At 63.2% G+C, this 25159-nt stretch carries 25 protein-coding genes and 1 tRNA gene; 12 read left to right on the top strand and 14 right to left on the bottom strand.

The window, feature by feature from the left end; genetic code table 11:
• Positions 1 to 9: 9 nt before the first annotated feature.
• Positions 10 to 1509, bottom strand: a complete 1500-nt coding sequence (gene gltX, locus FAX90_RS01975) for a glutamate--tRNA ligase (protein WP_144095054.1) — start codon at positions 1507 to 1509, stop codon at positions 10 to 12.
• A gap of 60 nt (positions 1510 to 1569) precedes the next feature.
• Here gltX and FAX90_RS01970 point away from each other — a divergent pair, with 60 nt between their 5' ends.
• Positions 1570 to 3738: a ComEC/Rec2 family competence protein gene (locus tag FAX90_RS01970; RefSeq protein WP_338080227.1), complete on the top strand. Its 2169-nt coding sequence runs from the start codon at positions 1570 to 1572 to the stop codon at positions 3736 to 3738.
• Between the two features lie 16 nt (positions 3739 to 3754).
• Here the strand turns inward: FAX90_RS01970 and lexA are convergent, their stop codons facing one another.
• The 9 genes from lexA to FAX90_RS01925 form a co-directional block, all read right to left on the bottom strand.
• On the bottom strand, positions 3755 to 4435 hold the full coding sequence (gene lexA / locus FAX90_RS01965; RefSeq protein WP_144095050.1) for a transcriptional repressor LexA: 681 nt from the start codon (positions 4433 to 4435) through the stop codon (positions 3755 to 3757).
• A gap of 80 nt (positions 4436 to 4515) precedes the next feature.
• Positions 4516 to 5703 carry a molybdopterin molybdotransferase MoeA gene (locus FAX90_RS01960; RefSeq protein ID WP_144095048.1) on the bottom strand — a complete coding sequence of 396 codons (1188 nt, stop codon included), beginning with the start codon at positions 5701 to 5703 and terminating at the stop codon, positions 4516 to 4518.
• Positions 5700 to 6191, bottom strand: a complete 492-nt coding sequence (gene moaC, locus FAX90_RS01955; RefSeq protein ID WP_144095046.1) for a cyclic pyranopterin monophosphate synthase MoaC — start codon at positions 6189 to 6191, stop codon at positions 5700 to 5702. Before moaC ends, FAX90_RS01960 begins: the two co-directional genes overlap by 4 nt.
• A gap of 5 nt (positions 6192 to 6196) precedes the next feature.
• Complete coding sequence (gene trpC / locus FAX90_RS01950; protein ID WP_144095044.1) at positions 6197 to 7000, bottom strand: indole-3-glycerol phosphate synthase TrpC; 804 nt, start codon at positions 6998 to 7000, stop codon at positions 6197 to 6199.
• A 7-nt stretch (positions 7001 to 7007) separates the two neighbouring features.
• Complete coding sequence (trpD, locus tag FAX90_RS01945) at positions 7008 to 7973, bottom strand: anthranilate phosphoribosyltransferase (protein WP_240704669.1); 966 nt, start codon at positions 7971 to 7973, stop codon at positions 7008 to 7010.
• Positions 7970 to 8569, bottom strand: coding sequence for an anthranilate synthase component II (locus FAX90_RS01940; RefSeq protein ID WP_144095040.1), 600 nt, complete (start codon positions 8567 to 8569; stop codon positions 7970 to 7972). Before FAX90_RS01940 ends, trpD begins: the two co-directional genes overlap by 4 nt.
• On the bottom strand, positions 8566 to 9525 hold the full coding sequence (gene pip / locus FAX90_RS01935; RefSeq protein WP_144095038.1) for a prolyl aminopeptidase: 960 nt from the start codon (positions 9523 to 9525) through the stop codon (positions 8566 to 8568). Before pip ends, FAX90_RS01940 begins: the two co-directional genes overlap by 4 nt.
• Positions 9526 to 9538: 13 nt before the next feature.
• Positions 9539 to 11086, bottom strand: a complete 1548-nt coding sequence (gene trpE / locus FAX90_RS01930) for an anthranilate synthase component I (protein ID WP_144095036.1) — start codon at positions 11084 to 11086, stop codon at positions 9539 to 9541.
• 7 nt (positions 11087 to 11093) lie between these two features.
• Positions 11094 to 13025, bottom strand: a complete 1932-nt coding sequence (locus FAX90_RS01925) for a peptidylprolyl isomerase (RefSeq protein WP_144095034.1) — start codon at positions 13023 to 13025, stop codon at positions 11094 to 11096.
• A gap of 193 nt (positions 13026 to 13218) precedes the next feature.
• Here FAX90_RS01925 and tpiA point away from each other — a divergent pair, with 193 nt between their 5' ends.
• The 4 genes from tpiA (at position 13219) to FAX90_RS01905 (ending at position 17053) form a co-directional block, all read left to right on the top strand.
• Positions 13219 to 13962 carry a triose-phosphate isomerase gene (gene tpiA, locus FAX90_RS01920; RefSeq protein WP_144095032.1) on the top strand — a complete coding sequence of 248 codons (744 nt, stop codon included), beginning with the start codon at positions 13219 to 13221 and terminating at the stop codon, positions 13960 to 13962.
• A 96-nt stretch (positions 13963 to 14058) separates the two neighbouring features.
• Positions 14059 to 14454 (top strand): preprotein translocase subunit SecG, encoded by a 396-nt coding sequence (gene secG / locus FAX90_RS01915; protein ID WP_144095030.1) that lies wholly within the window; start codon positions 14059 to 14061, stop codon positions 14452 to 14454.
• A 116-nt stretch (positions 14455 to 14570) separates the two neighbouring features.
• Complete coding sequence (locus FAX90_RS01910; protein WP_144095028.1) at positions 14571 to 16202, top strand: CTP synthase; 1632 nt, start codon at positions 14571 to 14573, stop codon at positions 16200 to 16202.
• A gap of 149 nt (positions 16203 to 16351) precedes the next feature.
• Positions 16352 to 17053, top strand: a complete 702-nt coding sequence (locus FAX90_RS01905; protein WP_144095026.1) for a Crp/Fnr family transcriptional regulator — start codon at positions 16352 to 16354, stop codon at positions 17051 to 17053.
• A gap of 197 nt (positions 17054 to 17250) precedes the next feature.
• Here FAX90_RS01905 and FAX90_RS01900 read toward each other — a convergent pair whose 3' ends face one another.
• On the bottom strand, positions 17251 to 17724 hold the full coding sequence (locus tag FAX90_RS01900) for an Hsp20 family protein (RefSeq protein WP_205700608.1): 474 nt from the start codon (positions 17722 to 17724) through the stop codon (positions 17251 to 17253).
• Between the two features lie 190 nt (positions 17725 to 17914).
• On the opposite strand from FAX90_RS01900, the gene grxC reads away from it, so the two are divergent.
• The 6 genes from grxC to FAX90_RS01870 all read left to right on the top strand — a co-directional run bounded on the left by grxC (position 17915) and on the right by FAX90_RS01870 (position 21528).
• Positions 17915 to 18187: a glutaredoxin 3 gene (gene grxC, locus FAX90_RS01895; protein ID WP_240704668.1), complete on the top strand. Its 273-nt coding sequence runs from the start codon at positions 17915 to 17917 to the stop codon at positions 18185 to 18187.
• Positions 18177 to 19034, top strand: coding sequence for a carbon-nitrogen hydrolase family protein (locus tag FAX90_RS01890; protein ID WP_240704667.1), 858 nt, complete (start codon positions 18177 to 18179; stop codon positions 19032 to 19034). Before grxC ends, FAX90_RS01890 begins: the two co-directional genes overlap by 11 nt.
• Complete coding sequence (locus FAX90_RS01885; RefSeq protein WP_144095020.1) at positions 19034 to 19528, top strand: DUF1178 family protein; 495 nt, start codon at positions 19034 to 19036, stop codon at positions 19526 to 19528. Before FAX90_RS01890 ends, FAX90_RS01885 begins: the two co-directional genes overlap by 1 nt.
• Positions 19529 to 19630: 102 nt before the next feature.
• Positions 19631 to 19707, top strand: a tRNA-Arg gene (locus FAX90_RS01880).
• Between the two features lie 217 nt (positions 19708 to 19924).
• Entirely contained in the window at positions 19925 to 20131 is a 207-nt protein-coding gene (locus tag FAX90_RS01875) for a hypothetical protein (RefSeq protein ID WP_144095018.1), read from the top strand.
• A 332-nt stretch (positions 20132 to 20463) separates the two neighbouring features.
• Positions 20464 to 21528, top strand: coding sequence for a CHAT domain-containing protein (locus tag FAX90_RS01870; RefSeq protein ID WP_205700607.1), 1065 nt, complete (start codon positions 20464 to 20466; stop codon positions 21526 to 21528).
• Between the two features lie 176 nt (positions 21529 to 21704).
• Here the strand turns inward: FAX90_RS01870 and FAX90_RS01865 are convergent, their stop codons facing one another.
• The 3 genes from FAX90_RS01865 to asd form a co-directional block, all read right to left on the bottom strand.
• A complete protein-coding gene (locus FAX90_RS01865) occupies positions 21705 to 22157 on the bottom strand; it encodes a DUF411 domain-containing protein (RefSeq protein ID WP_144095014.1) in 453 nt (150 codons plus the stop codon).
• 116 nt (positions 22158 to 22273) lie between these two features.
• Positions 22274 to 22648 (bottom strand): cytochrome c, encoded by a 375-nt coding sequence (locus tag FAX90_RS01860; RefSeq protein ID WP_144095012.1) that lies wholly within the window; start codon positions 22646 to 22648, stop codon positions 22274 to 22276.
• A gap of 133 nt (positions 22649 to 22781) precedes the next feature.
• Positions 22782 to 23636, bottom strand: a complete 855-nt coding sequence (gene asd, locus FAX90_RS01855) for an archaetidylserine decarboxylase (protein WP_144095010.1) — start codon at positions 23634 to 23636, stop codon at positions 22782 to 22784.
• Positions 23637 to 23810: 174 nt separating this feature from the next.
• On the opposite strand from asd, the gene FAX90_RS01850 reads away from it, so the two are divergent.
• Positions 23811 to 25157: an aromatic ring-hydroxylating oxygenase subunit alpha gene (locus tag FAX90_RS01850; RefSeq protein WP_170234825.1), complete on the top strand. Its 1347-nt coding sequence runs from the start codon at positions 23811 to 23813 to the stop codon at positions 25155 to 25157.
• Positions 25158 to 25159: the final 2 nt, after the last annotated feature.

Raw genomic sequence — 25159 nt, 5'->3', positions numbered from 1 at the left:
TCCATTCGTTCAATTGGCCACCGCACCGTCCGCCTTGGTCGCGTCGTTAGCCTGCGCGTCTATACGCGCCAGGCTCTCGTCGCGTCCAAGAAGAACGAGCACGTCGAAAATTCCCGGTGATGTCGCCTGGCCGGTCAGCGCCGCACGCAGCGGCTGTGCCAGCTTGCCGAGCCCGAGCTCGCGCTCTTCCGCCATCGCCTTGAGTTCGATTTCGAGCTGTTCGCTAGTCCAAACCGAACCAGCTTTCAACTTTTCGGATATTTCACCCAGCAATGCGCGGGCATCTTCGGTGAGAAGCTTTTCCGCTTTTTCATCCATGGGAAGCGGACGCTCCCGGAACAGGAACAATGCCCCTGCGGCAAGCTCGTCCAGATCCTTGGCACGCGCCTTGAGCGAGGGCATCGCCTCGACCAGCAGCGCCAAGTGCCGTGCCGCGTCGAATGCAGGCTCAAGCTTTGCGATGCGCGGCGCGGCAAGTTCGGCCAGGCGGGCATCGTCTGCCTCGCGAATGTACTGGCCGTTCATGTTGGCCAGCTTCTTGAAGTCGAAGCGCGAAGGGCTCTTGCCGACGGCGGGCAGGTCGAAGACCTTGATCGCTTCGTCGATGGTGAAGAATTCCTGGTCGCCATGGCCCCAGCCAAGACGCAGCAGGTAATTCACGACCGCTTCGGGCAGCAGGCCAAGCTCGTCGCGATAGGCATCGACGCCCATCGCGCCGTGGCGCTTGGAAAGTTTTGCCCCGTCCGCGCCGTGGATCAGCGGGATATGCGCATAGACCGGTTCTTCCCAACCGCCCTCGATCGCCTGCATCGATTTGTAGATCGGCAGCTGGCGGAATGCGTTGTTGAGGTGATCGTCGCCGCGGATAACGTGCGTGACGCCCATGTCGTGATCGTCGACCACGACCGCGAGCATGTAGGTCGGCGTGCCGTCCGAACGCAGCAGGATATAATCGTCGATTTCGGCGTTCTTGACCTTCACGCGGCCCTGAACGGCATCCTCGATCACCGATTCACCATCGGTCTGCGTCTTGAGGCGGACGACGTAAGGCGCACCCTCCGGCGCTTCGGACAGATCGCGATCGCGCCACCGCCCGTCATAGCGCATCGGCTGCTTCTTCGCGCGCTGTTCCGCCCGCATGGCTTCAAGTTCTTCGGCAGTGGCGAAGCACTTGTAGGCATGCCCGGCGTCGAGCAGCTTGTGCGCGACTTCGGCATGGCGCTGCGCGCGCTCGGACTGGAGCACCGGCTCCTCGTCAAAGTCGAAGCCGAGCCAGCTTAGCCCGTCGAGAATCGCGTCGATCGCCGCTTGGGTCGAGCGGGCACGGTCGGTGTCCTCGATCCGAAGCAGCGCCTTGCCACCGAAATGGCGGGCGTAGAGCCAGTTGAACAGCGCCGTGCGGGCACCGCCGATGTGCAGGAATCCTGTGGGCGAAGGCGCGAAACGGGTGACAACCGGGCGTGGGGCGTCATTCGCACCGTTGCCTTCCGCTGCCGAACCGCTTGCCATATCGCCTTGTTTCCTCTCAATAATGTCCGGGAGTGGCCGCAGACGAAGGAACGGTTAGACATGGCAGATGATGTCGCCGTTCCGGTCGCGGATGGGGCACCGGATCGGGCCCCGCCACCTTCGCAGGTGCGGCAATGGGGAAGGTTGCGCGATTTGTCCAGTCTCCGATGGGTTGAAACGGCCCTCGGAGCGCGCCAGTTCGAGAAGATGCCGTGGCTGGCCGTGGCCATGTTGGTCGGAATCCTTACCTGGTTTGGCCTGCCATCAACCTGGCAATGGATTGTTTTTCTTGGATTCTGTGGTTTGGCGGCAGCATTTGCGCTGCTTTTTCTCGACGAAGAGACCTATCCTTTCGCCAAGACAGCCATCGTGTCCCTGGCTCTGTTTCTTGCTGCAGGCCTGTTAATTGTCTGGGCGCGCTCGACTCTGATCGGAACCCCTGCAATTGGGCGCCCTATCGTTGGCGAGATGACCGTGCGGGTGGTCGAACGCGAAGATGCTTCTGGCCCAAGACGGGCGCGAATCCTTGTCGCGACCCGCGAGGCGACGGGCGAGACCATCACTGCACGGGTTTCGATACCCGAACAGTATGACCTGCCCGAACTCGCGCCAGGGGCCCTGGCGAGGATGAGATTGCGCCTGATTCCGCCTTCGCGGGCAGTGGCGCCGGGATCCTACGACTATGCCCGCGCGGCCTGGTTCGACGGTATTTCAGCAACCGGATCGGTCATGTCCGAAGCGGAGATTTTCGAGAAACCGGCCGTCAGGAGGCACGGGGGGGTGCGATCCGACCTCCTTGATCTCGTCCTCGAAAGGATCGAAGATGCCGGCGCTGCGGGAATCGCGGCGACTCTGGTAACCGGAGATCGGTCGTCCATCGGCGCGGAAGATGCCGAGGCCATGCGAAATTCGGGCATGGCGCACCTTCTGTCGATCAGCGGCCTGCACGTGGGCGCGGTGATCGCCATCGTATGGTTTGCAACCCTGCGCCTCCTCGCAATGTGGCCCGCATTGGCGCTGCGCATTCCCCTGCCGTTCGTGGCATCGGGCGCAGGGGCGATGGCGGGAATCGGGTATACCCTGCTGACAGGGGCGGCGCTGCCCACGGTGCGTGCGTGCATTGCGGCCCTGCTGGTGCTCGCCGCCATGGCGCTGGGCCGTCAGGCGCTATCAATGCGGCTCGTGGCGATTGCCGCGATCGTGGTGATGGTATTCTGGCCAGAAGCGGTCGTCGGAGCGAGTTTTCAGCTTAGTTTTGCCGCCGTCATAGCAATCGTGGCCCTGCACAACAGCGCGCCGATCGTGCGATTTCGCAAGAGCGCACGGGATCATCCCTGGCCGGTCAGGATGGCAAGGGCCGGTCTGCTACTATTCCTGACCGGACTGGTTATCGAAGTGAGCCTGCTTCCGCTGGTGCTCATGCATTTTCACAAGGCGGGGCTTTACGGGGCGGCGGCGAATCTTTTCGCAATTCCGCTGACCACGCTGGTCGTCATGCCTCTGCTGGGCCTCTCGCTCGTGCTGGAACCGCTGGGTCTGGCTGCGCCGTTCTGGACAATGACGGGTATAGCGACCGGTGGCCTAATCGATATTGCGGTCCTGACATCTGAAGCTGCCGGATCGATCAAGATCTCACCCATGGTGCCGGTCTGGATCGTGATGACCATACTCGCGGGTGGGCTCTGGCTTGCGCTGTGGGACGGCAAGGGGCGCTTGCTTGGCCTGCCGGTCATGGCAGTCGGCCTTGCCACTCTGGCGACGCTGTCTCCGCCCGACCTGATCGTTGCCGGAAGCGGGCGGCAAGTGGCCCTGACCAGCGGGGATCGGACGTACTGGTTGCGGCCCAACGACACGTTCGAGGGCGGAAGGTTGCGAGAGCTTGCCGGTATTCGTGACAGCGCAGCGATTGAGACGGAGTCTCCACCCTTGATCAGCGAGATGCCAGGTGCCCATTGCAATGAGGGATTCTGCAAGGCGCCCATTGGACAGGCGGGCAATGCCCATATCCTGATAGGCATAGGGCGCGTTCATTCGCCATCGGAGGAACTTCGCCGGGCCTGTGCGGCGAGCGAGATCGTCGTGGCGGAAAACGCGCTTCCGGATTTCTGTCGGCCGCGATGGCTGAAGCTTGACGGTAGGACGTTGTCGCGAAGGGGCGGGGCGGCGATCGATGTCGATGCGCGAGTGGTCAGCTACGTCCGCCCCGCCGGGGACGCTCACGGTTGGTAACGGCGAGCGTCACGCTCTAGTGATAGCGGCGCAGTAGACCAGCAAGACGGCCCTGAACCTGCACTTCGTTGGCTGCATAGACCTGCGGTTCGTAGGCCGAATTTGCCGGATCGAGCCGCACCATGCTGCCTTCACGATGAAGGTATTTCAGCGTCGCTTCTTCTCCGCGAACAAGCGCCACGATGATTTCGCCGTCGCGGGCGACGTCGGTCTTGCGCACGAGCGCAAAGTCGCCGTCGAAAATGCCGGCCTCAACCATGGAATCGCCCGACACTTCGAGAGCGTAGTGTTCCCCCGAACCCAGCAGGGCCGCAGGTACCGGCAGCGTCTGCGAATCTTCCAGCGCCTCTATCGGCATACCGGCCGCGATCCGGCCGTGGAGCGGAATTTCGATGACGTCGTTGGCAGGTGCGGGCGCAGGAGCCTTGGCCTTGGGCATCTCGACCACGTTGGACGGTGCCGGGCGGGCATTGCCACTGACATCATCGGGCTGACGCAGGATTTCAAGCGCGCGCGCCCGATTGGGCAGGCGGCGAATGAAGCCGCGTTCTTCCAAGGCAGAAATCAGCCGGTGGACACCGGACTTCGACTTGAGGTCGAGCGCTTCCTTCATCTCCTCAAAAGAGGGCGAGATGCCCGATTCCTCGAGCCTGCGCTGAATGAACAGGAGCAATTCGTGTTGCTTGCGGGTGAGCATAACCTGATCCTTATCCGCCAAAATAAGTGAACGAACGAGGAACAATTAGTAAACAAAGTCAGTCCCGTCAAGCGGGCACCCTATCCGATGGGGATATATCTTATCTTGCTGCCCGACGCTGCGGCTTCGCTGAATGGATCGCGGACGATCAGGGCATCCGAGCGGGCAAGGGGGAGAAGGGCGCCGCTATCCTGAATGGACGAAAGCTCGATTCCATGCGCTGTTGACGACCCGCGCAGAAACTCTGCTCGTTTTGCCGTGGCGGGCAGGTTGGAGCAGGTCCGTCCCGTCAGAATCCTCGGCTTTGGGTCTGCTGCGCCCAGCAGGGCACGCACGAAGGGCAGAACGAAAAGATGAGCCGTGACAAAGCTTGAAACCGGATTGCCGGGTAGTCCGATAATCGTCTGCCTGTCGCGCGTGCCGACCATGATCGGTTTGCCCGGCTTCATGGCCACACGCCAGAAATCGAGATCTGCGCCGACTTTTTCGAGCGCGGGGCGGACGAGGTCGTGGTCGCCCACCGATGCCCCGCCGCTCGTGACGATCAGGTCGGCATCGGAGGCCTGTTCAAGGGATGCGACAATCGCGCCCAGCCGGTCCGGTACGGGGCCGGCCAGCGTCACATCGCAGGACAAGCCGGCCAGCATCGCGCAGAGCATAGGGCCATTGCTGGCCGGTATCTGGCCTGGCCCAAGCGGCCGCCCGGCGGAGACCAATTCGTCCCCGCTGTCGATCACGACGATCCTGGGCCTGCGATGGACCGGCAGGCGGGCGTGCCCGCTGCTGATCGCAAGAGCCAGAGAGGCGGGCGTGATCGCGGTGCCGGGCGGTAGAACCACGTCGCCTTCCATGAAATCCAGCCCGCGCGGACGGATGTGCTTGCCCAACGGGGCGGGAGGGTTGCCGTGGAAAATCAGCGTCTTGCCGTCGAGCGTGCAATCTTCCTGCACGAGGACCATGTCGGCCCCGTCCGGCAAGATCGCACCTGTCGAGATCCGCATGGTTTCACCCGGCCTGATGGCGGTCGCGGCAGGGTGGCCCGCTGCGCTTTCGCCAGTCACGGTCCAGGGGCCGGGCATGTCGGCCTGACGCAGTGCCCAGCCGTCCATCGCCGACAAGGGATGCGCCGGTTGGGTCCTCCCGGCATGGACGGGCTCGGCAATATAGCGGCCGAGAGCGTCAGTTACCGCGACACTTTCGACATCGCCGGGCTTTGCCAGGGCAAGAAGGCGGTCTTGCGCCTCTTCGAGCGCGAGGAGTGGCCTCAAAGTTCAAAGTCCTCGAAACCAGCAGCGCGCCAGCGGCCTGACTTGCCGCCATCCTTCGCGATGACGCGCACATTGCCGATGACCATGCCCTTGTCGATCGCCTTGGCCATGTCATAGATTGTGAGGAGTGCGACAGAAGTTGCTGTAATCGCTTCCATTTCCACGCCGGTCTTGGCCGAGAGCGCGGCGATGGCCGTAGCCGAGATCGCATCGTCCTCAAATGCGAAGTCGATCGAAATGCTGTCGAGACCGAGCGGGTGACACAGCGGGATCAGTTCCCCCGTCCGCTTTGCCGCCATGATTCCGGCAATCCGCGCCGTGGCGAGGACATCGCCTTTCTTGACCAGCCCGTCCCTGATCGCGCCCAGCGCCTCGGCGGACATGGTGATCCGGCCAGAAGCCGCCGCGACCCTGCGCGTGACCTGTTTCGCGCCGACATCGACCATGCGGGCCGCGCCATCATCGTCCAGATGGGTCAGCCTGCTCATGGCGCTCAACCCTCTCCGGTCAGTAGCTTGCGGGTCGCGTTTTCGACATTGGCCTGCCGCATCAGGCTTTCTCCGACGAGAAAGGCGCGCACGCCGTGACGGGCCAGCCTTTCGCAATCCTCATGCGAATTGATGCCGCTTTCCGCGACGAGCAGCGTGCCGTCCGGGGCGAGAGGGGCAAGCCGTTCGGTATTCGCGATATCGGTGACGAACGTGCGCAAGTCGCGGTTGTTCACCCCGATGAGGCGCGATTTGAGGCGCGCGGCGCGTTCCATCTCCGCCTCGTCGTGCACTTCGACGAGCACGTCCATGCCGCGCTCCATCGCGGCGGCCTCGATCTCGGCCATTTGCGCGTCTTCCAGTGCGGCGACGATGACAAGGATCGCGTCCGCTCCGATCGAACGCGCCTCTGCCACTTGCCAAGGGTCTACCATGAAGTCCTTCCGCAGGACCGGAAGGGTGCAGGCCTTGCGCGCGGCGAGGAGGTAATTCTCATGCCCCTGGAAATAGGGCGCATCGGTCAAAACCGAGAGGCATGCCGCACCACCTGCGGCATAGTCGCGTGCGTGATCTTCGGGATTGAAATCTTCTCGAATCAATCCTTTCGATGGAGAAGCTCGCTTGATTTCTGCGATCAGGCCAAAGCCGTCCCTTGCCGCTTCGCGCAAGCGCGCTTCGAACCCGCGCACGGGTTCGCGCGCCAGTTCCGCCGCTTCGAGATCGGCGAGCGAAAGCCGCGTCTTCCGTTCGGCGACTTCGCCGCGCTTGGTGTCGCAGATTTCGATGAGCTTGTTTTTTGCCGTCGTCATGCCAGCCTCATGCCTTGACCGTCGCGATCCAGCAATCGAGCAGCGCCTTGGCAAGGCCCTTGTCGATCACTTCGCCCGCTTCTTCCGCGCCCGAGGCAAGGTCGTGCGCCTCTCCCGCCAGCCATAGCGCGGCGGCGGAGTTGAGCACCACGGCGTCGCGATAGGCCCCGGTCTCGCCCATCAATAGGCGGCGCAGCGCATCGGCGTTGTAGTCGGGGTCGCCGCCCTTGATCGCCTCCAACGGGTGCGAGGGAAGGCCCGCATCGGCAGGGGAAAGCTGTGCTGGAACGTCCATGCCGATGGCTTTGACACGCGTCGGACCCGCGATCGACATCTCGTCGAGGCCTTCCATGCCCGACACGACCAGCGCACGTTCGGTCCCCAGCAAACGCATCGCCTCTGCATAGAGAGGGACGAGTTCGGGACGCGGCACGCCGACAAGCTGGCGCGTCACGCAGGCCGGATTGGCGAGCGGGCCGGTGAGGTTGAAGATCGTGCGGCGGCCCAGCGCCTTGCGGATCGGAGCGATGCGGGCCAGCGCCGGGTGGTGCGCCTGTGCGAACAGGAACGCGATCCCCAGATCGGGCAGCGTCTCTTCGGCCCTGATCCCTGCGCGGGCGAGGTCGAGGCCCAGCGTTTCAAGCGTATCCGCGCCGCCCGCCTTGCTGGACGCCGCGCGATTGCCATGCTTTGCCACCGGCACGCCGCAGGCCGCGACGACCAAGGCAACGGCGGTCGATACGTTGAGGCTATGCTGCCCGTCACCCCCCGTTCCGCACACGTCGATGGCATTGGCGGGTGCGGCAACGGTGAGCATCCTTGCCCGCATCGCGCGCACGGCCCCGGCGATTTCCTCTGCCGTTTCGCCCCGATCGGCCATTTCCACCAGCAGGTCGGCGATGGCATCGTCGGTCATCAGCCCGTCGAGCATTTGCCCGAACAGCGCCTCGGTCTCGGCTGCGGAATAGGTCACGCGGGCACCCTTGCGTCGATGCCGCAGATATTGAGGAAGTTGGCGAGCAGCGCGTGGCCATGTTCGGTCGCGATGCTTTCAGGGTGAAACTGCACGCCGTGGATCGGCAGTTCGGCGTGGCGAAAGCCCATCGCGTGGGTGCCGTCCTCGCCCGGTCGCGGCGTCGTGGCATTTACCAGAAGGCTTTCCGGAATATCCTCGACCACCAGCGAATGGTAACGCGTGGCGAGATAGGGCGAGGGGATGCCGGCAAAAACGCCGGTCCCATCATGATCGACCGGACTGGTCTTGCCGTGCATCAAGCCGCCCTGGACCACGGTGCCGCCGAAATACTGGCCGATGGACTGGTGGCCAAGGCAAACGCCCAGCAGCGGTTTCCCTGCATCGGCACAGGCCCCGACGAGATCGAGGCTGATGCCCGCCTCGTTCGGTGTGCAAGGGCCGGGTGAAAGCAGGAAGCCTTCGGCGCCTGTCGCGATCGCTTCGGCCGCGGTCATCGCGTCGTTGCGCACGACTTCGACTTTCGCGCCCATTTCCATGAGGTAGTGGACGAGGTTCCAGGTGAAGCTGTCGTAATTGTCGATGACGAGGATCATGCCGCGCCCCCGGCAAACATGTCGGTCGCGCGGACAAGGCCGTCGATAATGCCGGGCTCGCCAGCCGAATGGCCCGCATCGGGCACGATCCACAGTTCGGCCTCGGGCCAGGCCTTCTTGATTTCCCAGGCCGAAGTCGGCGGCGTGCAGATATCGTAGCGGCCCTGGACCATCACGGTCGGAATGTGCCGGATGCGATCGATGTTGGCGAGCAACTGGCCTTCCTCGAGGTAGAAACGGTCGCGGAAAAAACGCACGCAGATACGCGCGAAGGGCAGCGCCTTCGACGGATCGGCGAATTCTTCGAGCAGGTCGGGATTGGGCAGCAGGGTCGCGACATTGGCTTCCCACAAGGACCACTCCCGCGCAGCGGCAAGTGCGACATCCTTGTCATCGCTATTGAGGCGGCGTTCGTAGGCACCGACCAGGTTGTCGCGCTCTTCCTCAGGGATCAGTCCGGTGAAGGCGTCCCACTGTTCGGGCATGATCTCGCTCGCGCCGCGGCCGTAAAGCCACTCGTCCTCTTTCTCGCGGGCAAGGAATATCCCGCGCAGGACAAGTTCGGTCACGCGTTCTGGGTGCTCCTGCGCATAGGCCAGCGCAAGGGTCGAACCCCAACTGCCGCCAAAAGCCTGCCATGCCTCGTGCCCGCACATTTCGCGCAAACGCTCGATATCGGCGACGATGCGCCATGTATCGTTGTTCTCGATCTCGGCAAAAGGCTTCGACTGCCCGCAACCGCGCTGGTCGAACAGGACCACGTCGTAAAGCTCGGGATTCCACTGGCGCCGGTGGCTGGGCGACATGCCGCCGCCGGGGCCGCCGTGCAGGAAAACCGCTGGCTTTGCGCCGGGCGTGCCGACGCGCTCGTAATAGATCGAATGCCCTTCGCCCACGTCCAGCCAGCCGCTCTCGTAAGGCTCGATTTCGGGGTAGAGAGTACGTCGTTCGGTCATCTTCACGTTGGTCCTACTGGCCGTAACCCGGCTCACGCGAGACGCGGAGCGCTTCGCGGGCCGCGGCGACGAGCGCGCCTGCCTTGGCCTCGCACTCGCGCTGTTCGTACTCGGGATCGCTGTCGGCGACGATACCGGCACCGGCCTGCACGTGCATCACCCCGTCCTTCACCAGGGCGGTGCGCAGGACGATGCAGCTGTCGACCGAGCCATCGGGCGAGAAATAGCCGACGCCGCCTGCATAGGCACCGCGCGTTTCCGGCTCCAGCTCTGCAATGATCTGACAGGCGCGGACCTTGGGTGCGCCGCTCACCGTCCCGGCCGGGAAGCCCGCGAACAAAGCATCGATCGCATCGCGCGCGGGATCGAGCGCGCCGACCACGTTCGATACGATGTGCATGACGTGGCTGTAGTTTTCGACCGTGTAGCTGTCGGTGACGCGCACCGTGCCTGCCCTGGCCACACGGCCGACATCGTTCCGGCCGAGGTCGAGCAGCATCAGGTGCTCTGCGCGTTCCTTGGGGTCTGCCAGCAGGCTTTCGCGATTGGCGCGGTCTTCCTCCGGCGTCTTGCCGCGCGGGCGGGTTCCCGCGATCGGGCGGATCGTCACTTCGGGCGTGCCATCTGCGTCGTTACGCACCCGGACGAGGATTTCCGGGCTCGATCCGGTCAATGCAAAGCCGGGCAAGTCGAGGAAGTAGAGGAACGGCGAAGGGTTCACGCGGCGCAGCGCGCGGTAGAGGTCGATCGGCGGCAGCGGGAACGGCGTCGAAAACCGCTGTGCAAGCACGACCTGAAAGATGTCGCCCGCTGTGATGTAGTCCTTCGCCTTCAGCACCATTTCGCGGTAGGCGCCGGGTGCAAGGTTCGGGTTCAGCGCCGGTTCCGGCACGTCTGCGGGATAGGGCTGTGCAGGCAGGCGTGCCGCGCTCAACCGCGCAAGGCATTCGTCGACGCGCGCGCGGGCCTTCGCGACGGCGCTGGCAGCGGCCTCGTCCCCCGGCCACACCGGTGCGACACAATAGAGCGCATCCTGAAGCCGGTCGAACACCAGCACCAGGGCAGGGCGCGTGAACAGCATATCGGGCACGTCGAGCGGATTTGCCGGAGGGCGTCCAATCGTTTCGACCAGTCCGATCGTCTCGTAACCGAAATAGCCGACGAGGCAGGCAAGCGCGGCAGGCAGACCTTCGGGAATTTCGAACCGGCATTCCTCGACCAGCGCGCGAAGCGAGGTCAGCGGATCGGCTCCGGTATCCTCGAACGCATCGCGGTCGCGGCGCCATTGGCGGTTGATCTCGGCCTTCGTGCCTTGTGCGCGATAGACGAGGTCGGGGTCCAGCCCGACAAGGCTGTAGCGCCCGCGAACTTCGCCGCCTTCCACCGATTCCAGCAGGAAGTCGCCGCGTCCCGGCTCGATCAGCTTCACCGCCGCCGCGACGGGCGTGTCGCAGTCGGCAATGACCTTGCGCCAGACCACGCCGGGGCGGCCTGCTGCCAGTTCGCTTTCGGCCAGCCTGTCGCGCGCGGCCTCGTCACTCAATGCGGTCGGTGCCCCCATGACCGGTTCAGCGATTGCCGGTGAGCTGGGCGATGACGGCGTCGATCGCGGTCTGGTTCTTCGTCACGCCGACATCGGCCTGAATCGCGCGCGTAAGCTGTTCGCCCATCTCGCCGCCGACCGCCGGACCAAGCTGGCGAACGGTCGCCGCGACCAGCGGATCGTCCTTGGCAATGTCCTTGGTATCGATCCGGTCGAGATCGACGATGAACCAGCCCGCGTCGCGCGGCGCTTCCAGTTTCTTGGCCGATCCCTTGGCCATGGAGAACATCAGGGCGAGCGGCGGGGGAACCTGCTGCTGCGCACCGACAAGTTCTTGCCGGCTCATGTCGACGGGGCTGACGGGTGGCGTGTTCTTATCGATCAGCTTCATGGCCTCGGCCGGGGTCTGGCCCTTGCGGATCGCGGCAAGGACCTTGTCCGCAGCGGCGCTGGCCTTTTTCGAACCCTGCTCCTGCTTGTAGGCCGCTTCGAGAGCGGGTTTGATCTGGTCGAACGGCGGTGGGGCCGACGGGGTGATATCGGCCGGTTCGTAAAGGATGTAGGATTCGCCATCGGCGGCAATGGCGATCTGCGCGTCGCTGCCCGGTTCCATGGCGAAGACGTTCTGCACGACGCGCTGGACCTGTGCGGGCACTTCGCCGGCGCCCTGATCGAAGGGCTGACCGTTTTCGAGAAGGGCCTCAGTCGTCGCCACCTCGGCATTCAGCGACTTGGCGACTTCCTGAAGGCTCGCACCGCTGTTTAGCTCGTTCTCGGCCTCCGACGCAAGCTCGGCCAGGGCCTGGCGGCGCTTGTCCTCGGTCACGATACCGGCGATTTCGTCGCGTACAGCGGCAAGCGGACGGTCGTTCGTGCGCGTGATCGAATCGACACGCATGAGATACCAGCCCAGCGGACCGCGAACCGGCCCGGCTACCGCGCCTTGGGCCGTGTCGTAGACGGCCTGCGTTACGGCGGGCGAGGTCTTGGCCGACAGGTCGGCGCGGCTCTCGGCCGATACCTGCGTGGTCGCGAGGCCTTTTTCACGAGCGACGGCCGCCATCTGTGCGGGGCTCGAAAGATCGGACAGCACGGCATTGGCCGCCGCTTCGGTCGGCAGGACGAGCTGGGTCATCACCCGCTGTTCGGAGCCTGCGTATTCGTCGCGATTGTTCTTGTAGTAGTCAGCGATTTCCGCATCGGTCGCCGCAACGTCGGAAAGACCGCTACGATCGATGATCGCATAACGGACCGTGCGACGTTCCGGCAGGGAATATCGGCTGCGGTTCGCGGAAAGGTAGCTGCGAAGCTGCTCGTCCGTCGCCTTGATGTCGGCTGCAAAGATCGACGACGGCACGAAGGCGACCGATCCATGCCTCGTTTCGTTGAGCAGGCGCGCATACTGGCGCGCCATCTTTTCGGGGAACTGCGAACCGATCTGCGCCGGGATCAGCATCATGCGGGCGGCAAGGCCCTGCTCAAGATCCTCGCGAACGAGCTTTTCGGAAAGACCGCGCTGCTGCAGGGCAGCCTGGTACATTTCCTGGCTGAACTGGCCGTCAGGGCCCTGGAACGCCGGGATTTGCGTCAGTTCGCTGCCGATCAGCGAATCGCCGATCCGCACGCCGTTTTCCTTGGCAAAAGCAAAGACCGCCAGACGCTCGGTCATCTGGTCGAGCACGCCGTCGGTTGCGCCCCCGTCGAGGAATTCCTGCCACGTAAGGCCCGGATTTTCAGCCCGAGCACGTTCGTATGCGCCGTTCAGCGTCTCGCGATAGGTACTTGTGGAAATCCGTTCGCTACCGACGGTCGCCACGCGTTCACCGCCGGCAATGCCGCCGAAGCCCGATCCGGTGATATCTGCGCTGGCGAAGGCAAGCGCGATCAGGCCGACGAAGCCCAGAGTGAGCACAAGGCCGATAGGTGATTGAAAAAGCTTGCGAAAACCTTGGATCATGTTTTTCCGGCCTGTCAAATATCAAGTGGGGCGGTCCTGCCGGGGATGCCCGTTTGCGCGGTGCTCTAAACGGCTAGAGGCAAGGCTGCAACCAATCGGCGTCTCGTGCTTTGACACGGTGGACCGCTTCGGCTAGCCGCCGCGCACTTCGCATCTATTCGCTAAACAGGGCAGGTCAGGACCAGAGGGGCTCATGAGCCAACGTTATTACATCGTAGGCAATTGGAAGATGAACGGCATGCGTGCCGCTTTGTCGGAAGCACGCGCGATCGATCGCGCCGCCCAGCGCCAGCCCAAGGTCGAGGTCGCCATCGCGCCGCCGGTCACGCTGATCGCTGCCATGCGCGAGGGGCTGACCGGCATCGGCGTCGGCGCACAGAACTGTCATCACGCGGAAAAAGGCGCTCACACGGGCGATCTGGCCGCCCCGATGCTGCGTGAGGCCGGGGCCGACTTCGTAATCGTCGGGCACTCCGAACGTCGCGCCGATCACAATGAAACGAACGAGCAGGTGAAAGCCAAGGCCGAAGCCGCGCAGGCCGTCGACATGGGCGTCATCCTGTGTGTCGGCGAATCGGAAGCCGAACGCGATTCGGGCGAGGCCGAGGAAGTCGTCGCGCGCCAGCTGGCCGCATCGCTTCCCGACACGGCGCAGCGCCTGTCGGTTGCCTATGAACCGATCTGGGCCATCGGCACGGGCCGCGTACCGCAGGTTTCCGACGTTGCCGCCATGCATAAGCGTCTGCGCACCGTTCTGACCGACAAGTATGGCGAGGAAGGCGCGGACGTGCGCATCCTTTACGGCGGTTCGGTGAAGGGCGAGAACGCAGAGGAATTGCTCGCCGTTGCCGAAGTCGGCGGCGCGCTCGTCGGCGGGGCAAGCCTGACTGCGGACGGTTTCGTCCCCATCATCGCGGCCGCTGCCGAGCAGGACTGATTGCACGTCGCACCGTCGCGGTCCTTGCGCCGCACCCGCCATGGGTCTAAGGGCGGCGACGATTTCAAGAGATACCAGACGGAAGTTTAGCAGGTCATGTCGCTTTTTCTGTTCCTGACCGTGGTCCAGGCGCTTGTCGGCGCGGGGCTCGTGGCGGTTGTCCTCATGCAGCGTTCCGAAGGCGGTGGCCTTGGCGTTGGCGGCAGCCCGTCGGGCCTGATGTCGGCGCGCGGTGCGGCCGACTTCCTGACTCGTGCGACGACCATTCTGGCAACGCTTTTCGTGGTTCTCTCGATCGCGCTTGCCGGCGTTTCGGTGAATACGACCTCGGGCAGCGACGTCGACACCTCGCTCGACCGCACGGTTCCGCTCGATGTCGATCCGCTTGCCGGAACGTCCAATGCGAACGACAGAACGCCCAGTGAGCCGGCTGAAACGCCTTCGCCGGCACCGGCCAGCGACGATCCGCTTGCGGGTGCTGTCGGCCAGTAAGGCACGCATGCCGTCGCGCGGTCGGTTGGCCGCGCGTAAAAATGTCATCCAATTGTGCAAACCGGTGCTCGCCTAGCTTGCGGCGATGCACCTTTATTGATTAAGGCCCGACTCCCATGGCGCGGTACATTTTTATCACCGGCGGCGTGGTCTCCTCGCTCGGCAAAGGTCTCATGGCGGCAAGTCTTGCAGCGCTGCTGCAGGCGCGCGGGTACAAGGTCCGCATCCGCAAGTTCGATCCCTACCTCAACGTCGATCCCGGGACGATGAGCCCGTATCAGCACGGCGAGGTTTTCGTGACCGATGACGGCGCGGAAACCGACCTCGATCTGGGGCACTACGAACGTTTCACCGGCGTTTCGGCGCACCAGGGTGACAACATCACATCGGGCCGGATCTACCAGTCGATCATCGCCAAGGAGCGCCGCGGCGACTATCTGGGCGCGACGGTTCAGGTGATCCCGCACGTGACCGACGCGATCAAGCAGTTCGCGCTGGCCGACACCGACGGGCTGGACTTCGTTCTGTGCGAGTTCGGCGGCACGGTTGGCGATATCGAGGGGCTGCCCTTCATCGAGGCGATCCGCCAGCTGCGCAACGAGCTCCCACGCGAGGATACTTGCGCGATTCACGTCACGCTGGTCCCCTACATCAAGGCCGCGGGCGAGCTTAAGACGAAGCCGACGCAGCACTCGGTCCGCGAACTGACTTCGCTGGGCGTTCAGCCCGACGTCCTGCTGTGCCGCTGCGAACAGCCACTGCCCGATGGGGAGCGCCGCAAGATCGCGCAGTTCTGCAACGTGCGTGCCGAGGCGGTCATCCCCGCGCTTGACGCAAGCTCGATCTACGCGGTGCCGCTGCAGTATCACGCCGAAGGTTTGGACAACGAGGTGCTGCGCCACTTCGGCCTCGAAGCTCCCAAGCCCGATCTCACGACCTGGCACGACATCGTCGACCGCTACGAAAACCCCGAAAGCGAAGTCACCATCGCGGTCGTGGGCAAGTACGTCGGCCTGCCCGATGCCTACAAGTCGCTGAACGAGGCGCTGGTCCATGGCGGCATGGCGAACCGGGTGAAGGTCAACATCAACTGGATCGACGCCGAACTGTTCGAGCAGGACGACAGCGACATTCTGGCCCAGCTCGAACCGATGCACGGCATTCTCGTCCCCGGCGGATTCGGCAATCGCGGCAGCGAGGGCAAGATCGAAAGCGTGCGTTTCGCGCGCGAACGCGGCGTGCCATTCCTTGGCATCTGTCTCGGCATGCAGATGGCCTGCATCGAAGGCGCGCGTAACACCGCCGGCATCGCTGCCGCTTCGTCGAGCGAGTTCGGCGAATCTTCCGAACCTGTCGTCGGTATCATTACCGAGTGGATGACGGCCGAAGGCCTCGAAACCCGTGCAGCCGGCGGCGATCTTGGCGGCACGATGCGTCTTGGCGCCTATGATGCCAAGTTGTCGGGCAACAGCCGCGCGGCATCGCTTTACGGCACGACCGACATTTCGGAACGTCACCGCCACCGCTATGAAGTGAACGTGGCTTACAAGGACCGGCTTGAAGAGGGCGGCCTGATGTTCTCCGGAATGTCGCCCGACGGCCTGCTGCCCGAAATCGTCGAGCGTCCTGACCACCCGTGGTTCGTCGGCGTGCAGTTCCACCCGGAATACAAGAGCCGTCCGTTCGATCCGCACCCGCTGTTCGCCGGTTTCATCGGTGCCGCTCTGGAACAATCTCGCCTGATGTGATGGGCATAAGGGGTAGGGGGCTTGTCAAAACCCCTTTTCCGGCCGATAGCCCGGTGCATGCTTTAACTTAAGTTAATGTGATGCGGGTCGCTGGATCCGGGCACGATGGCCCGGACGGCGCGCAAGGGCGCGGGGCTATCGAAACTATCATGTCGTCCGTAGACGCAAGCGAACTGAGCGGCCTTCTGCCGAGCGGAAGCCTGTTCGCGGACTGCTCTGCCGATGAGCTTTCCGATATCCTCGCCCGTGCCCGTCCGCGCAGCTTCAAGGCCGGTGCCGAAATTCTCTCGCAAGGGGAGGAGGGCGACGCTCTGTTCATCCTCGTATCGGGCATCGCCCGGGTTAGCGTGATTGCCGCCAACGGGCGGGAAATCGTGCTCGACTATGCCGAGGCCGGCGAAATCCTGGGCGAGATCGCGATGATCGACGGCGGCGACCGCACGGCCAGCGTTCATGCCTTCACCGATTGCGAGACGCTACGGCTGGATCGCCCTGCGTTCGAGGCGGCGATGACCGAGCAGCCTGCGCTGGCGCTGCGCGTCATGCGGGCACTGGCCCGCCGTCTTCGGCAGACCAACCTCACGATCGAGGCAGAGCGCGCCTATACGTCCGGCCCGCGCCTGGCGCGGTTCCTGCTGCGCCTTATGATCGGCGAGGGCGATGAAAAGGGCGGAAGCCAGCTCAAACTGGCGCTCAGCCAGGGGGAGCTTGGCAACTTTGCCGGTATGAGCCGCGAACAGATCAATCGACAGCTTTCGGCATGGGCGGACTGCGACATTGTTTCCCTGAATCAGGGAAAGGTAACAATTGTTGACAGAAATGCTCTTATCGATATCGCGGAAGAATGTTAGAAATGTTATAAGGGTTTGCTTCCCGGGGGTGACTATCTTTCTGCGACCCGGATGGTCATTCTAGGGGGCAATGCGGCGGTGACGTCGCGGGGGCGGGCTTCGGCCTGCCCCCAAATTACATAAAATAATCAAATTATACTAAAAAGGGCGCGTCCGGATTGCCCGGACGCGCCCTTTTTATGTGTTTTCACCAAGAGTTAGGCGGCTTTGTCTTCGCCGCCATCCTCGCTCTCAACGACGGAAAGCTGTTTCGCGCCGTTGATCGCGATCTTCTTCGGCTTCATCGCTTCGGGCACTTCCCGCTCAAGATCGATGACGAGCAGGCCGTCGGCCAGCTTGGCATCCTTCACAAGGACGAAATCGGCCAGTTCGAAACGGCGCTCAAACCCGCGCTGGGCGATGCCGACGTGGAGGAATTCGCCCTTCTGGGCTTCCTCGGCCTTGCGGCCCTGCACGGTCAGCAGGTTCTGTTGCGCGGTGATCTCGATATCCTCGGGCTTGAAGCCGGCAAGGGCGAGAGTGATGCGATAGTTGTCTTCGCCGCGGCGCTCGATATTGAAGGGCGGGTAATTGTCGCCCGAATTCATCCGCGCATTGTTTTCGAGCAAGTCGAAAAGGCGGTCGAAACCAACGGTGGTGCGGCGATAGGGAGTAAAATCAAAACGGTTCATCTTGCAAATCCTCCTCGAGAAGCAATTCACTGCAGGCGTTGATCCGGCCCATGAGGCGCCGGGCATGCCCGCATCCGATATTGGCGCTGCACCCTTGCGGCATGCATCGCCGACACACATCTGGGTAGCCGTAATGTCCGCTTCAAGTCCCCCGGAGCGGGCGGGAACATCGTCATCGAAAGGAAATTGCGTGTCCGAAGACAACAAGCCGAAGGTCGAGATCTACACCCAGTTCGGCTGCCCCTACTGCCACCGCGCCGTCGCCCTGCTGAAATCGAAGGACGTCGAATATACCGAGTACGACGTGACGATGGACAGGGAGAAGCGGGCCGAAATGGTGCAGCGTAAGCCCGGTGCGCGCACGGTGCCGCAGATTTTCATCGACGATGAGGCCATCGGCGGCAGCGACGAACTGGCCGCGCTGGAGCGTGCGGGCAAGCTCGACCCGATGCTTGGCCTTTGACGACGGTATCGGCGTGAACGAGCGCACGACCCGCATCGCGCTTTACCAGGCGACTACCGGCATCGATCCGGCCGCCAACGCGGAGTCGATTGTGGATGCGATCGGCAAGGCGTCGGCGGGCGGAGCGCGCATGCTGTTCACGCCGGAAATGTCCGGGCTGCTGGATCGGGATCGATCCCGCGCGAAGGGCCATATCGTCCGCGAGAGCGACGATCCCGTTCTGCACCGGGTTCGCGATGCGGCGAAGGAGCATGGCATCTGGGTCGCGCTTGGCTCGCTTGCGGTGGAGCGTGAGGATGGCAAGTGGGCGAACCGCTCGCTCCTCATCGATGCCGATGGCCAAGTCGCCGCCCGATACGACAAGATTCATATGTTCGACGTCGACCTTGCGACGGGCGAAAGCTGGCGCGAATCGAATGCCTATGTCGCAGGTGACCGCGTGGTGACCGTGCAGTCTCCGCTTGGCCGGCTTGGCCTTGCGATCTGTTACGACTTGCGTTTTCCCGCATTGTTCGAGGCGCTTGGCAACGAACGATGCGATGCGATCGCGTTGCCTGCGGCGTTTACGGTTCCGACCGGCAAGGCGCATTGGGAAACGCTGATCCGTGCCCGTGCGATCGAGGCGAGTGCCTACATGATCGCGACCGCGCAAGTCGGGACGCATGAGGACGGGCGGCAGACTTATGGGCATAGCCTTGTCGTTGATCCTTGGGGTGAAGTGCTGCTCGACATGGGCGAGGTTTCGGGCGTCGGCTTTGCCGACATCGATCCTGGCCGTATAGAGGAAGTGCGCCGACAGTTGCCCAGTCTTGCCAATCGCCGTAAAATCCCTAATTCGCAGCCCTGATGATTGTTTTCGACCTCTCCTGCCAGCCCAACGGGCACCGCTTCGAAGCGTGGTTTCGCTCCTCGGACGATTACGCGCGTCAGAAGGACACGGGGCTCCTGATCTGTCCGGAATGCGGCTCGCCCGAGGTGGAGAAAGCGGTCATGGCGCCGTCTGTCGGGCGCAAGGGTAACCAGATGCCCGCGCGTGAGATGCGCGTAGAAACCGGCGTGGACGAAGGCGAAATGGTGCCGACCGCTTCGGTCGCGAACGTGACCCCGAAAATGCGCGAGGCACTGGTGAAGCTAGCCACCTTGCAAAAGGAAGCGCTTGAAAAGTCGCGCTGGGTCGGCGGCGATTTTGCCGACGAGGCCCGCGCCATGCACTATGGCGAGCGGGAGGCCGAGGCCATCCACGGCGAAGCGACCGGCGAAGAAGTCGAGGAACTGCTTGAGGAAGGCGTCGAGATCGCGCCTTTGCCGTTCCCCGTCGCACCGCCCGATGTCGTCAACTGACGACGCAGGCGTTTTGTCGGGGACTTAACGCCCAGGCACTTAACGCCCAGTCACATAGCGCATTGTCATCCCGGCAGAGCGCTTCTAAACGAAGCCTCGAGTGCGCCCGTAGCTCAGCAGGATAGAGCATCGGATTCCTAATCCGGGGGCCACAGGTTCGAATCCTGTCGGGCGCACCATTTGCAAAGATGCGCAGAGTTTTGCGAATTCCGCGTTCACCCAACCGGATAATAACAGGCGCCCTTGGGCAGCTTTCGGGGCGATTGCGGACTGTCTGGTTTTGGATGCGGTAGTGAAGATTGCGGCCATTGGGTTGCGACCCAAACGCAGATCATACCGAAGCAATCGAAATGCGGCGCACGCTTTTTCCGTGCGGGACAGGGCGATGAGGGCTGGGTGCGGATCGCGGAAGCGCGCGAACGGCTGACTTCCGCCATGGTCGAAGATGCGCGCAGTTTCGAACTAGGGACCGATCTGGAAAGCTATTACGAAAGCGCCATGCGACTGGCCGAAGCAGCGATCGCCACGAACCGTGCCGACGATGCCTTGCGCGCCTTCGAACTTGCCAGCTGGGATGCGAATCCAAGGCGCGGCAATATCTGACGCTCAAGTCCAGCCTGTCCTCCGATGCGAAGGCTGCTGCGGCGGTCGACGTGCTGGAATCGGGCAATGCGCGACTACGGGTGCTGAGCCGGGAGCGGGCGGCGCTCCTTCCCGCCCAACGCAATGATTAGTCCGAGGCCCGCGCGCAGGATATCGCGCGTCTCGAAGCCGAAGTCGCGGCAGCGCACGCAGAGCTCAGTGCTGCGCGGCCCGACTATGCCGACTGGCTCACCCCTCAGGCAGTCACTGTCCAAAGCCTGCAGAAACGTCTTTCCGCCAATGAAGCGGTGCTGATCGCCATGCCCTCGCGCCACCGATTGTTCAGCATGGTGGTGACGTCAGATGCTGTCGCCATGGCCGATACCGCTGGCGGCAGGCCGGCGATCCGCCCACTTGTCGCGCGCTTGCGAGATACGCTGGACGGCGCAGCGGCGCTGGGCCGAGAGTTCGACACACAGGCCGCACATAGCCTGCACGATCTCATCATGCCGCCTGCGATACGCGCCGTGCTGCACGGCAAGTCCAGGGTTGCCATCGTCACCAGCGATGCTTTGTCGCGCATTCCCTTCAGCGTCCTGCTGGCCTCGCGCCCGGAAAATGGCAGCGATTTTGCCGCGATCAACTGGGCCGTGCGTCATCACGCCTTCTCGACCGCGCTGACCCCGTCGAGTGCGTTTTCTGGCAGTGACGAGAGCGCGAACATCGAGAGTTTCCTCGGCATCGGCGTGCCGGCACAAGGGAGCGAGATCGATAGCAACGGTCCCGCCTTTCGCGGCGCGCTTTACAGCGGGGCGGACCTCGAAGTGCTGCCAGCATTGCCCGGCGCGGTTGCGGAAATCGCCGCGGTTGCCAAGGCCAGTCGTGCTGCGCAAACGCGGGTCCTTTCAGGCGCGCTGGCGAGCGAGAGACAGGTCCGTAATGAGATCCGCACCCCTGCCGATATCGTTCTCTTCGCAACTCACGGTCTTGTAGCCGGCGAGATCGGCGGCCTTCGTGAACCTGCGCTAGTCCTGTCGCGCCCAGAGGAGGCCGAAGACGGAGAGGATGATGGTTTCCTTTTGGCAAGCGAGATCGCCGCCTTGGACTTCGGATCGGACCTTGTCATCCTCTCTGCATGCAACAGCGCTGCGGGCCGCAGTGGGACTGCGCCAGCTTATACCGGTCTTGCCAACGCATTCCTTAGCGCCGGAAGCCGGAACCTGATGTTGTCCCACTGGCGAGTGCGCGACGATGCGGCGGCGCAGTTGACCGCTGGAGCGGTAGAAGCCGCTGCGGCAGGGGGCGATTTTGCTTTCGCCCTGCAGAAGGCGCAGCTCAGGATGCTTGACGAGGCAAGAGACGGAACGGCGTTCGCGCACCCAGCGTTCTGGGCACCTTATATCGTCATCGGTGACTGACGCTCGCGAGAAGATCCGAGGCCGCATTGCCGATCATGCTGTAGACCTTGTCAGTCGGATGCCAGGGCGCTTCCTTCGCCAGATCATGCACGGTGGCGTTCGACGACGATTTTGCATCGCACGAGGTGAGCGCCCATTACTGCCAGGTCCGGCGCATCAGATATCAGGTCAGCGACCTAGTACGTCGCGTAGACCCGTTGTCCGAAATCGCCGAAAGCGATGACCTGATAGGGCTGATGCTGATTGCCCATTTCCATTCCGGGAGAGCCAATCGGCATGCCGGCGACAGCCAGGCCCTTCACGTCGCTGGGACGTTCGCTGAGCAGTCGCTCAATCTCGCGGGAAGGCACATGACCCTCGATGACGTAGCCGTCGACCGTCATGGTATGACACGACACGAGATCGCTCGGCACGCCCAGATTTGCCTTTACCTCAGGCATCGGAACGTCCTCGCGCACGATCACTTCTGCATCCATGCCTTGCCGCACGTGTTCGGCCCACTTGTGGCAGCATCCGCAGTTCGGATCGCGGAACATCACGTAGGGCGCGGCCTGCGCTGCTGTCGTGCAGGCAGCGAGCAGGAATGCCGTGGCGATGGTGGCGGCGCGGTTCAGTTTTGTGGGGTTCATCGTCTCGTCCGGGGTCGTTCGGGAGCTGCGATAGCATGCCAACGAACCGGCCGCGAGGGGCCGCCCTGAGGCTTATGCGAATTCTCTGGACGGCGCTTCCATTCGCGGACGGTGCGTCACCGCGCCGAACGCAGTGACATGATGTACGCGGCGGCGATGTCTGCTTCGTCTTCTTCAAGCAGGATCGTCATGGCAAAGGGCAAGTCGTGGCCGTCCGTTAAGAATTCGCGAAGGGTGTCCTGGTCGAAATCCATCTCGTTCGCGACGGCTACGAAGCTGGGGGCCTGCGGGTTAGGCGGTGCCGCCCCCGGCCGGACCGCATGGCAACTGCTGCACCGCGCATCGACGAAGGCAAGGCCGCGCGCTACTTTTGCCTCCTCGCTTCCTGCCGCAGCGATTGCCGGGCTCTGCAAAGGCGCTTCGTTTCCCGCGTAGGTGCATGCGGATAGCAGGCCGGCGGTGAGAATGGCTGACAATCTGGCAAATGACATGGCGGACCTCCCCAAGGATGCGGCGGCGCAGCAAGGGGCCGACGCCAGCACAGATCATAACAGATCCGGATGGCGCGCGATTTGACTTTGGTCATGCTCGCGGCAAGGGGGCCTTGCCGCTCGACAGATGCCGCTAAGACGCGGGCGCGTTGCCCATCATTTCGCCAAGCCTGACCGGGCGTTCCGGGGTCCAGTCTCTGTTGAACGCGATAGTGCCGCGTTCGAACAGCATAACGATGGTCGATCCGAGGAGAAAACGGCCCATCTCCTCGCCCTTGTTCAAGCGGACTTCGCCGTCCGCATAGTCCCAATGCGCGACACGGCCGGTGCGTTTCGGATTGACCACGCCGTGCCACACGGTTTCCATGCTGCCCACGATCGTCGCGCCGACGAGGACCATGGCGAATACCCCATGTTCGGGCGAGTTGAACATGCAGACTACGCGTTCGTTGCGAGCGAAGAGGTTGGGCACGCCGCGCGCGGTGGTCGGATTAACCGAGAACAGCGCGCCGGGCACATAGATCATCTGCGTCAGCGTGCCGTCGCACGGCATGTGGAGCCGGTGGTAATCCTTGGGCGAGAGATAGAGGTTGGCAAAGCTGCCATGGCGGAACCGGTCCGCAAGCGCCGCGTCACCGCCGAGCAGGTCGGCAGTGGTAAAGCGGTGCCCCTTTGCCTGGAAGATATGATGATCGTCGATGGCCCCGAACTGGCTGATCGCGCCGTCGACGGGGCATACGAAATCGGCCTCGGCCAGCGGCCGGGCGCCCGCCTTCAAGGGGCGAGTGAAGAATTCGTTGAACGTTGCATAGCTGGCGATATCGGGATTTTCCGCCTCGTTCATATCGACGCCGTATTTGCCGACGAACGTGCGGATCAGCGCCGTCGTCATCGATCCGCCACGGGCTCCGGCGACGCGGCCGGCGAAAGTGGTCAGGCCTTGCTTGGGCAGGAGATACTGGAGAAGGACTTTGAGACGATCGGACATATGACCTCTTAACGCAGACCGGCCCGGTTTGGTGCCATGCGCGACCGATCTATCCCCGATATCAATGCCCGGCGAAAGTTCGCTGCGGCTCGGTCCTATCACTTACGCTACTTCAGGCCTCGCCGTCTCGTGCCTAGCCTGCGCGAACAAGAACAATGCGGAAGAGGACAGGCGATGGGCGAAGGCGGCTTCAGGATCGACCCTGAGTGGTACTGGTCGCGTGACCGGGCCGATGCCGAATGGGATGCGGTATGGACCCGCACCTGGCACATGGGCCCGCGCGAAGAGGATCTGCCCGAGGAGGGCGACCTGTTCCTTCATTCGCTTGGCCCCGAAAGCCTGATCTTCGCGCGCGGCAGGGACGGGTCGGTCCGCGGCTTCTACAACGTGTGCAGGCATCGCGGGAACCGGCTTCTGCTTGGGGCCGACGGTCCAGCCTTTGCGCGGAACTTCACTTGTGCGTTTCACGGCTGGGTCTACGATCTGGACGGCAAGCTGGGCCATGTACCCTACCGTGAACGGTTCGATCCGGCGAAGATCGACGATGCCGCCTGCACATCGCTACGCGGTTTCAGGACCGAGAGTTTCGCCGGCTGGATCTGGTTCACGCTGGACGAGGACGCGGTGCCGCTCCGCGAATTTCTCGGCCCCGTTGCCGAGTGGCTGGAGCCCTATCACATGGAGCGGGCGACGATCGTCGATTACAAGACGTTCGAATTCGCCTGTAACTGGAAGACGACTTTCGACGCGTTCAACGAAAGCTATCACTTTCAGTCGCTGCACCCTGAAATCCTTGCCTGGGGCAACGAGGACGCGCCGATCGGCCTGCTGGGCATTCACAGCTTCATGTACAACGAATATGGCAGCCCCAGCACGCTATATCCCGAACACGACAAGCTGAACCCCGCGCTGGAGGCCTTGTTGCAGGCCAGCGGCATCGATCCCGCAACGTTCGAGGGCAAGGCATCCGACGTGCGCCGCGCGGTGCAGCAGGCCAAGCGCGGCCAGCAGGACAGCAGCGTTTTTCCCTATGCCAGCCTGAGCGACGGGCAGCTTAGCGATGCCTATCACTTCATGCTGTTCCCCAGCCTGCACTTTAATCTCTTCCCCGAATTCTACGTCGCCATGCGCTATCGCCTGCATCCCGATGGCGATCCGGAAAAGATGTATTTCGATTTCATCATGTGCGCTCCCTTGCAGGAGGGCGAAACCGTCCCGCCATACGAACACCGCGTGGTGCGCGGCGGCGAACAGGAAGTCGGTGATGTGCTGGAATGGGGCGCGCGTTCGCATCCGGTCGTGAACCAGGTGCTGGGGCAGGATGTCGATCTTGTCGAACACGTCCAGAAAGGCATGCGTTCAAGGGGCTTCGATGCCCCGATCCTGAGCAGTGACGAGCGCCGGCTGGAGCATTTTCACCGCAATGTCGATGCGCTGATCAACGGCGCATCGCTGAAAGACCTGATCGCCGCCAACCCGGTCGAGGACAAACCTACAACCGGTGGCAAGGTCAAGGAGTAAGC

The organism is Croceicoccus sediminis (genome assembly GCF_007570835.1).
Taxonomy (GTDB): domain Bacteria; phylum Pseudomonadota; class Alphaproteobacteria; order Sphingomonadales; family Sphingomonadaceae; genus Croceicoccus; species Croceicoccus sediminis.
Note: the sequence above shows the minus strand (reverse complement) of the source record. Positions and strands in the feature narration are given on the sequence as shown.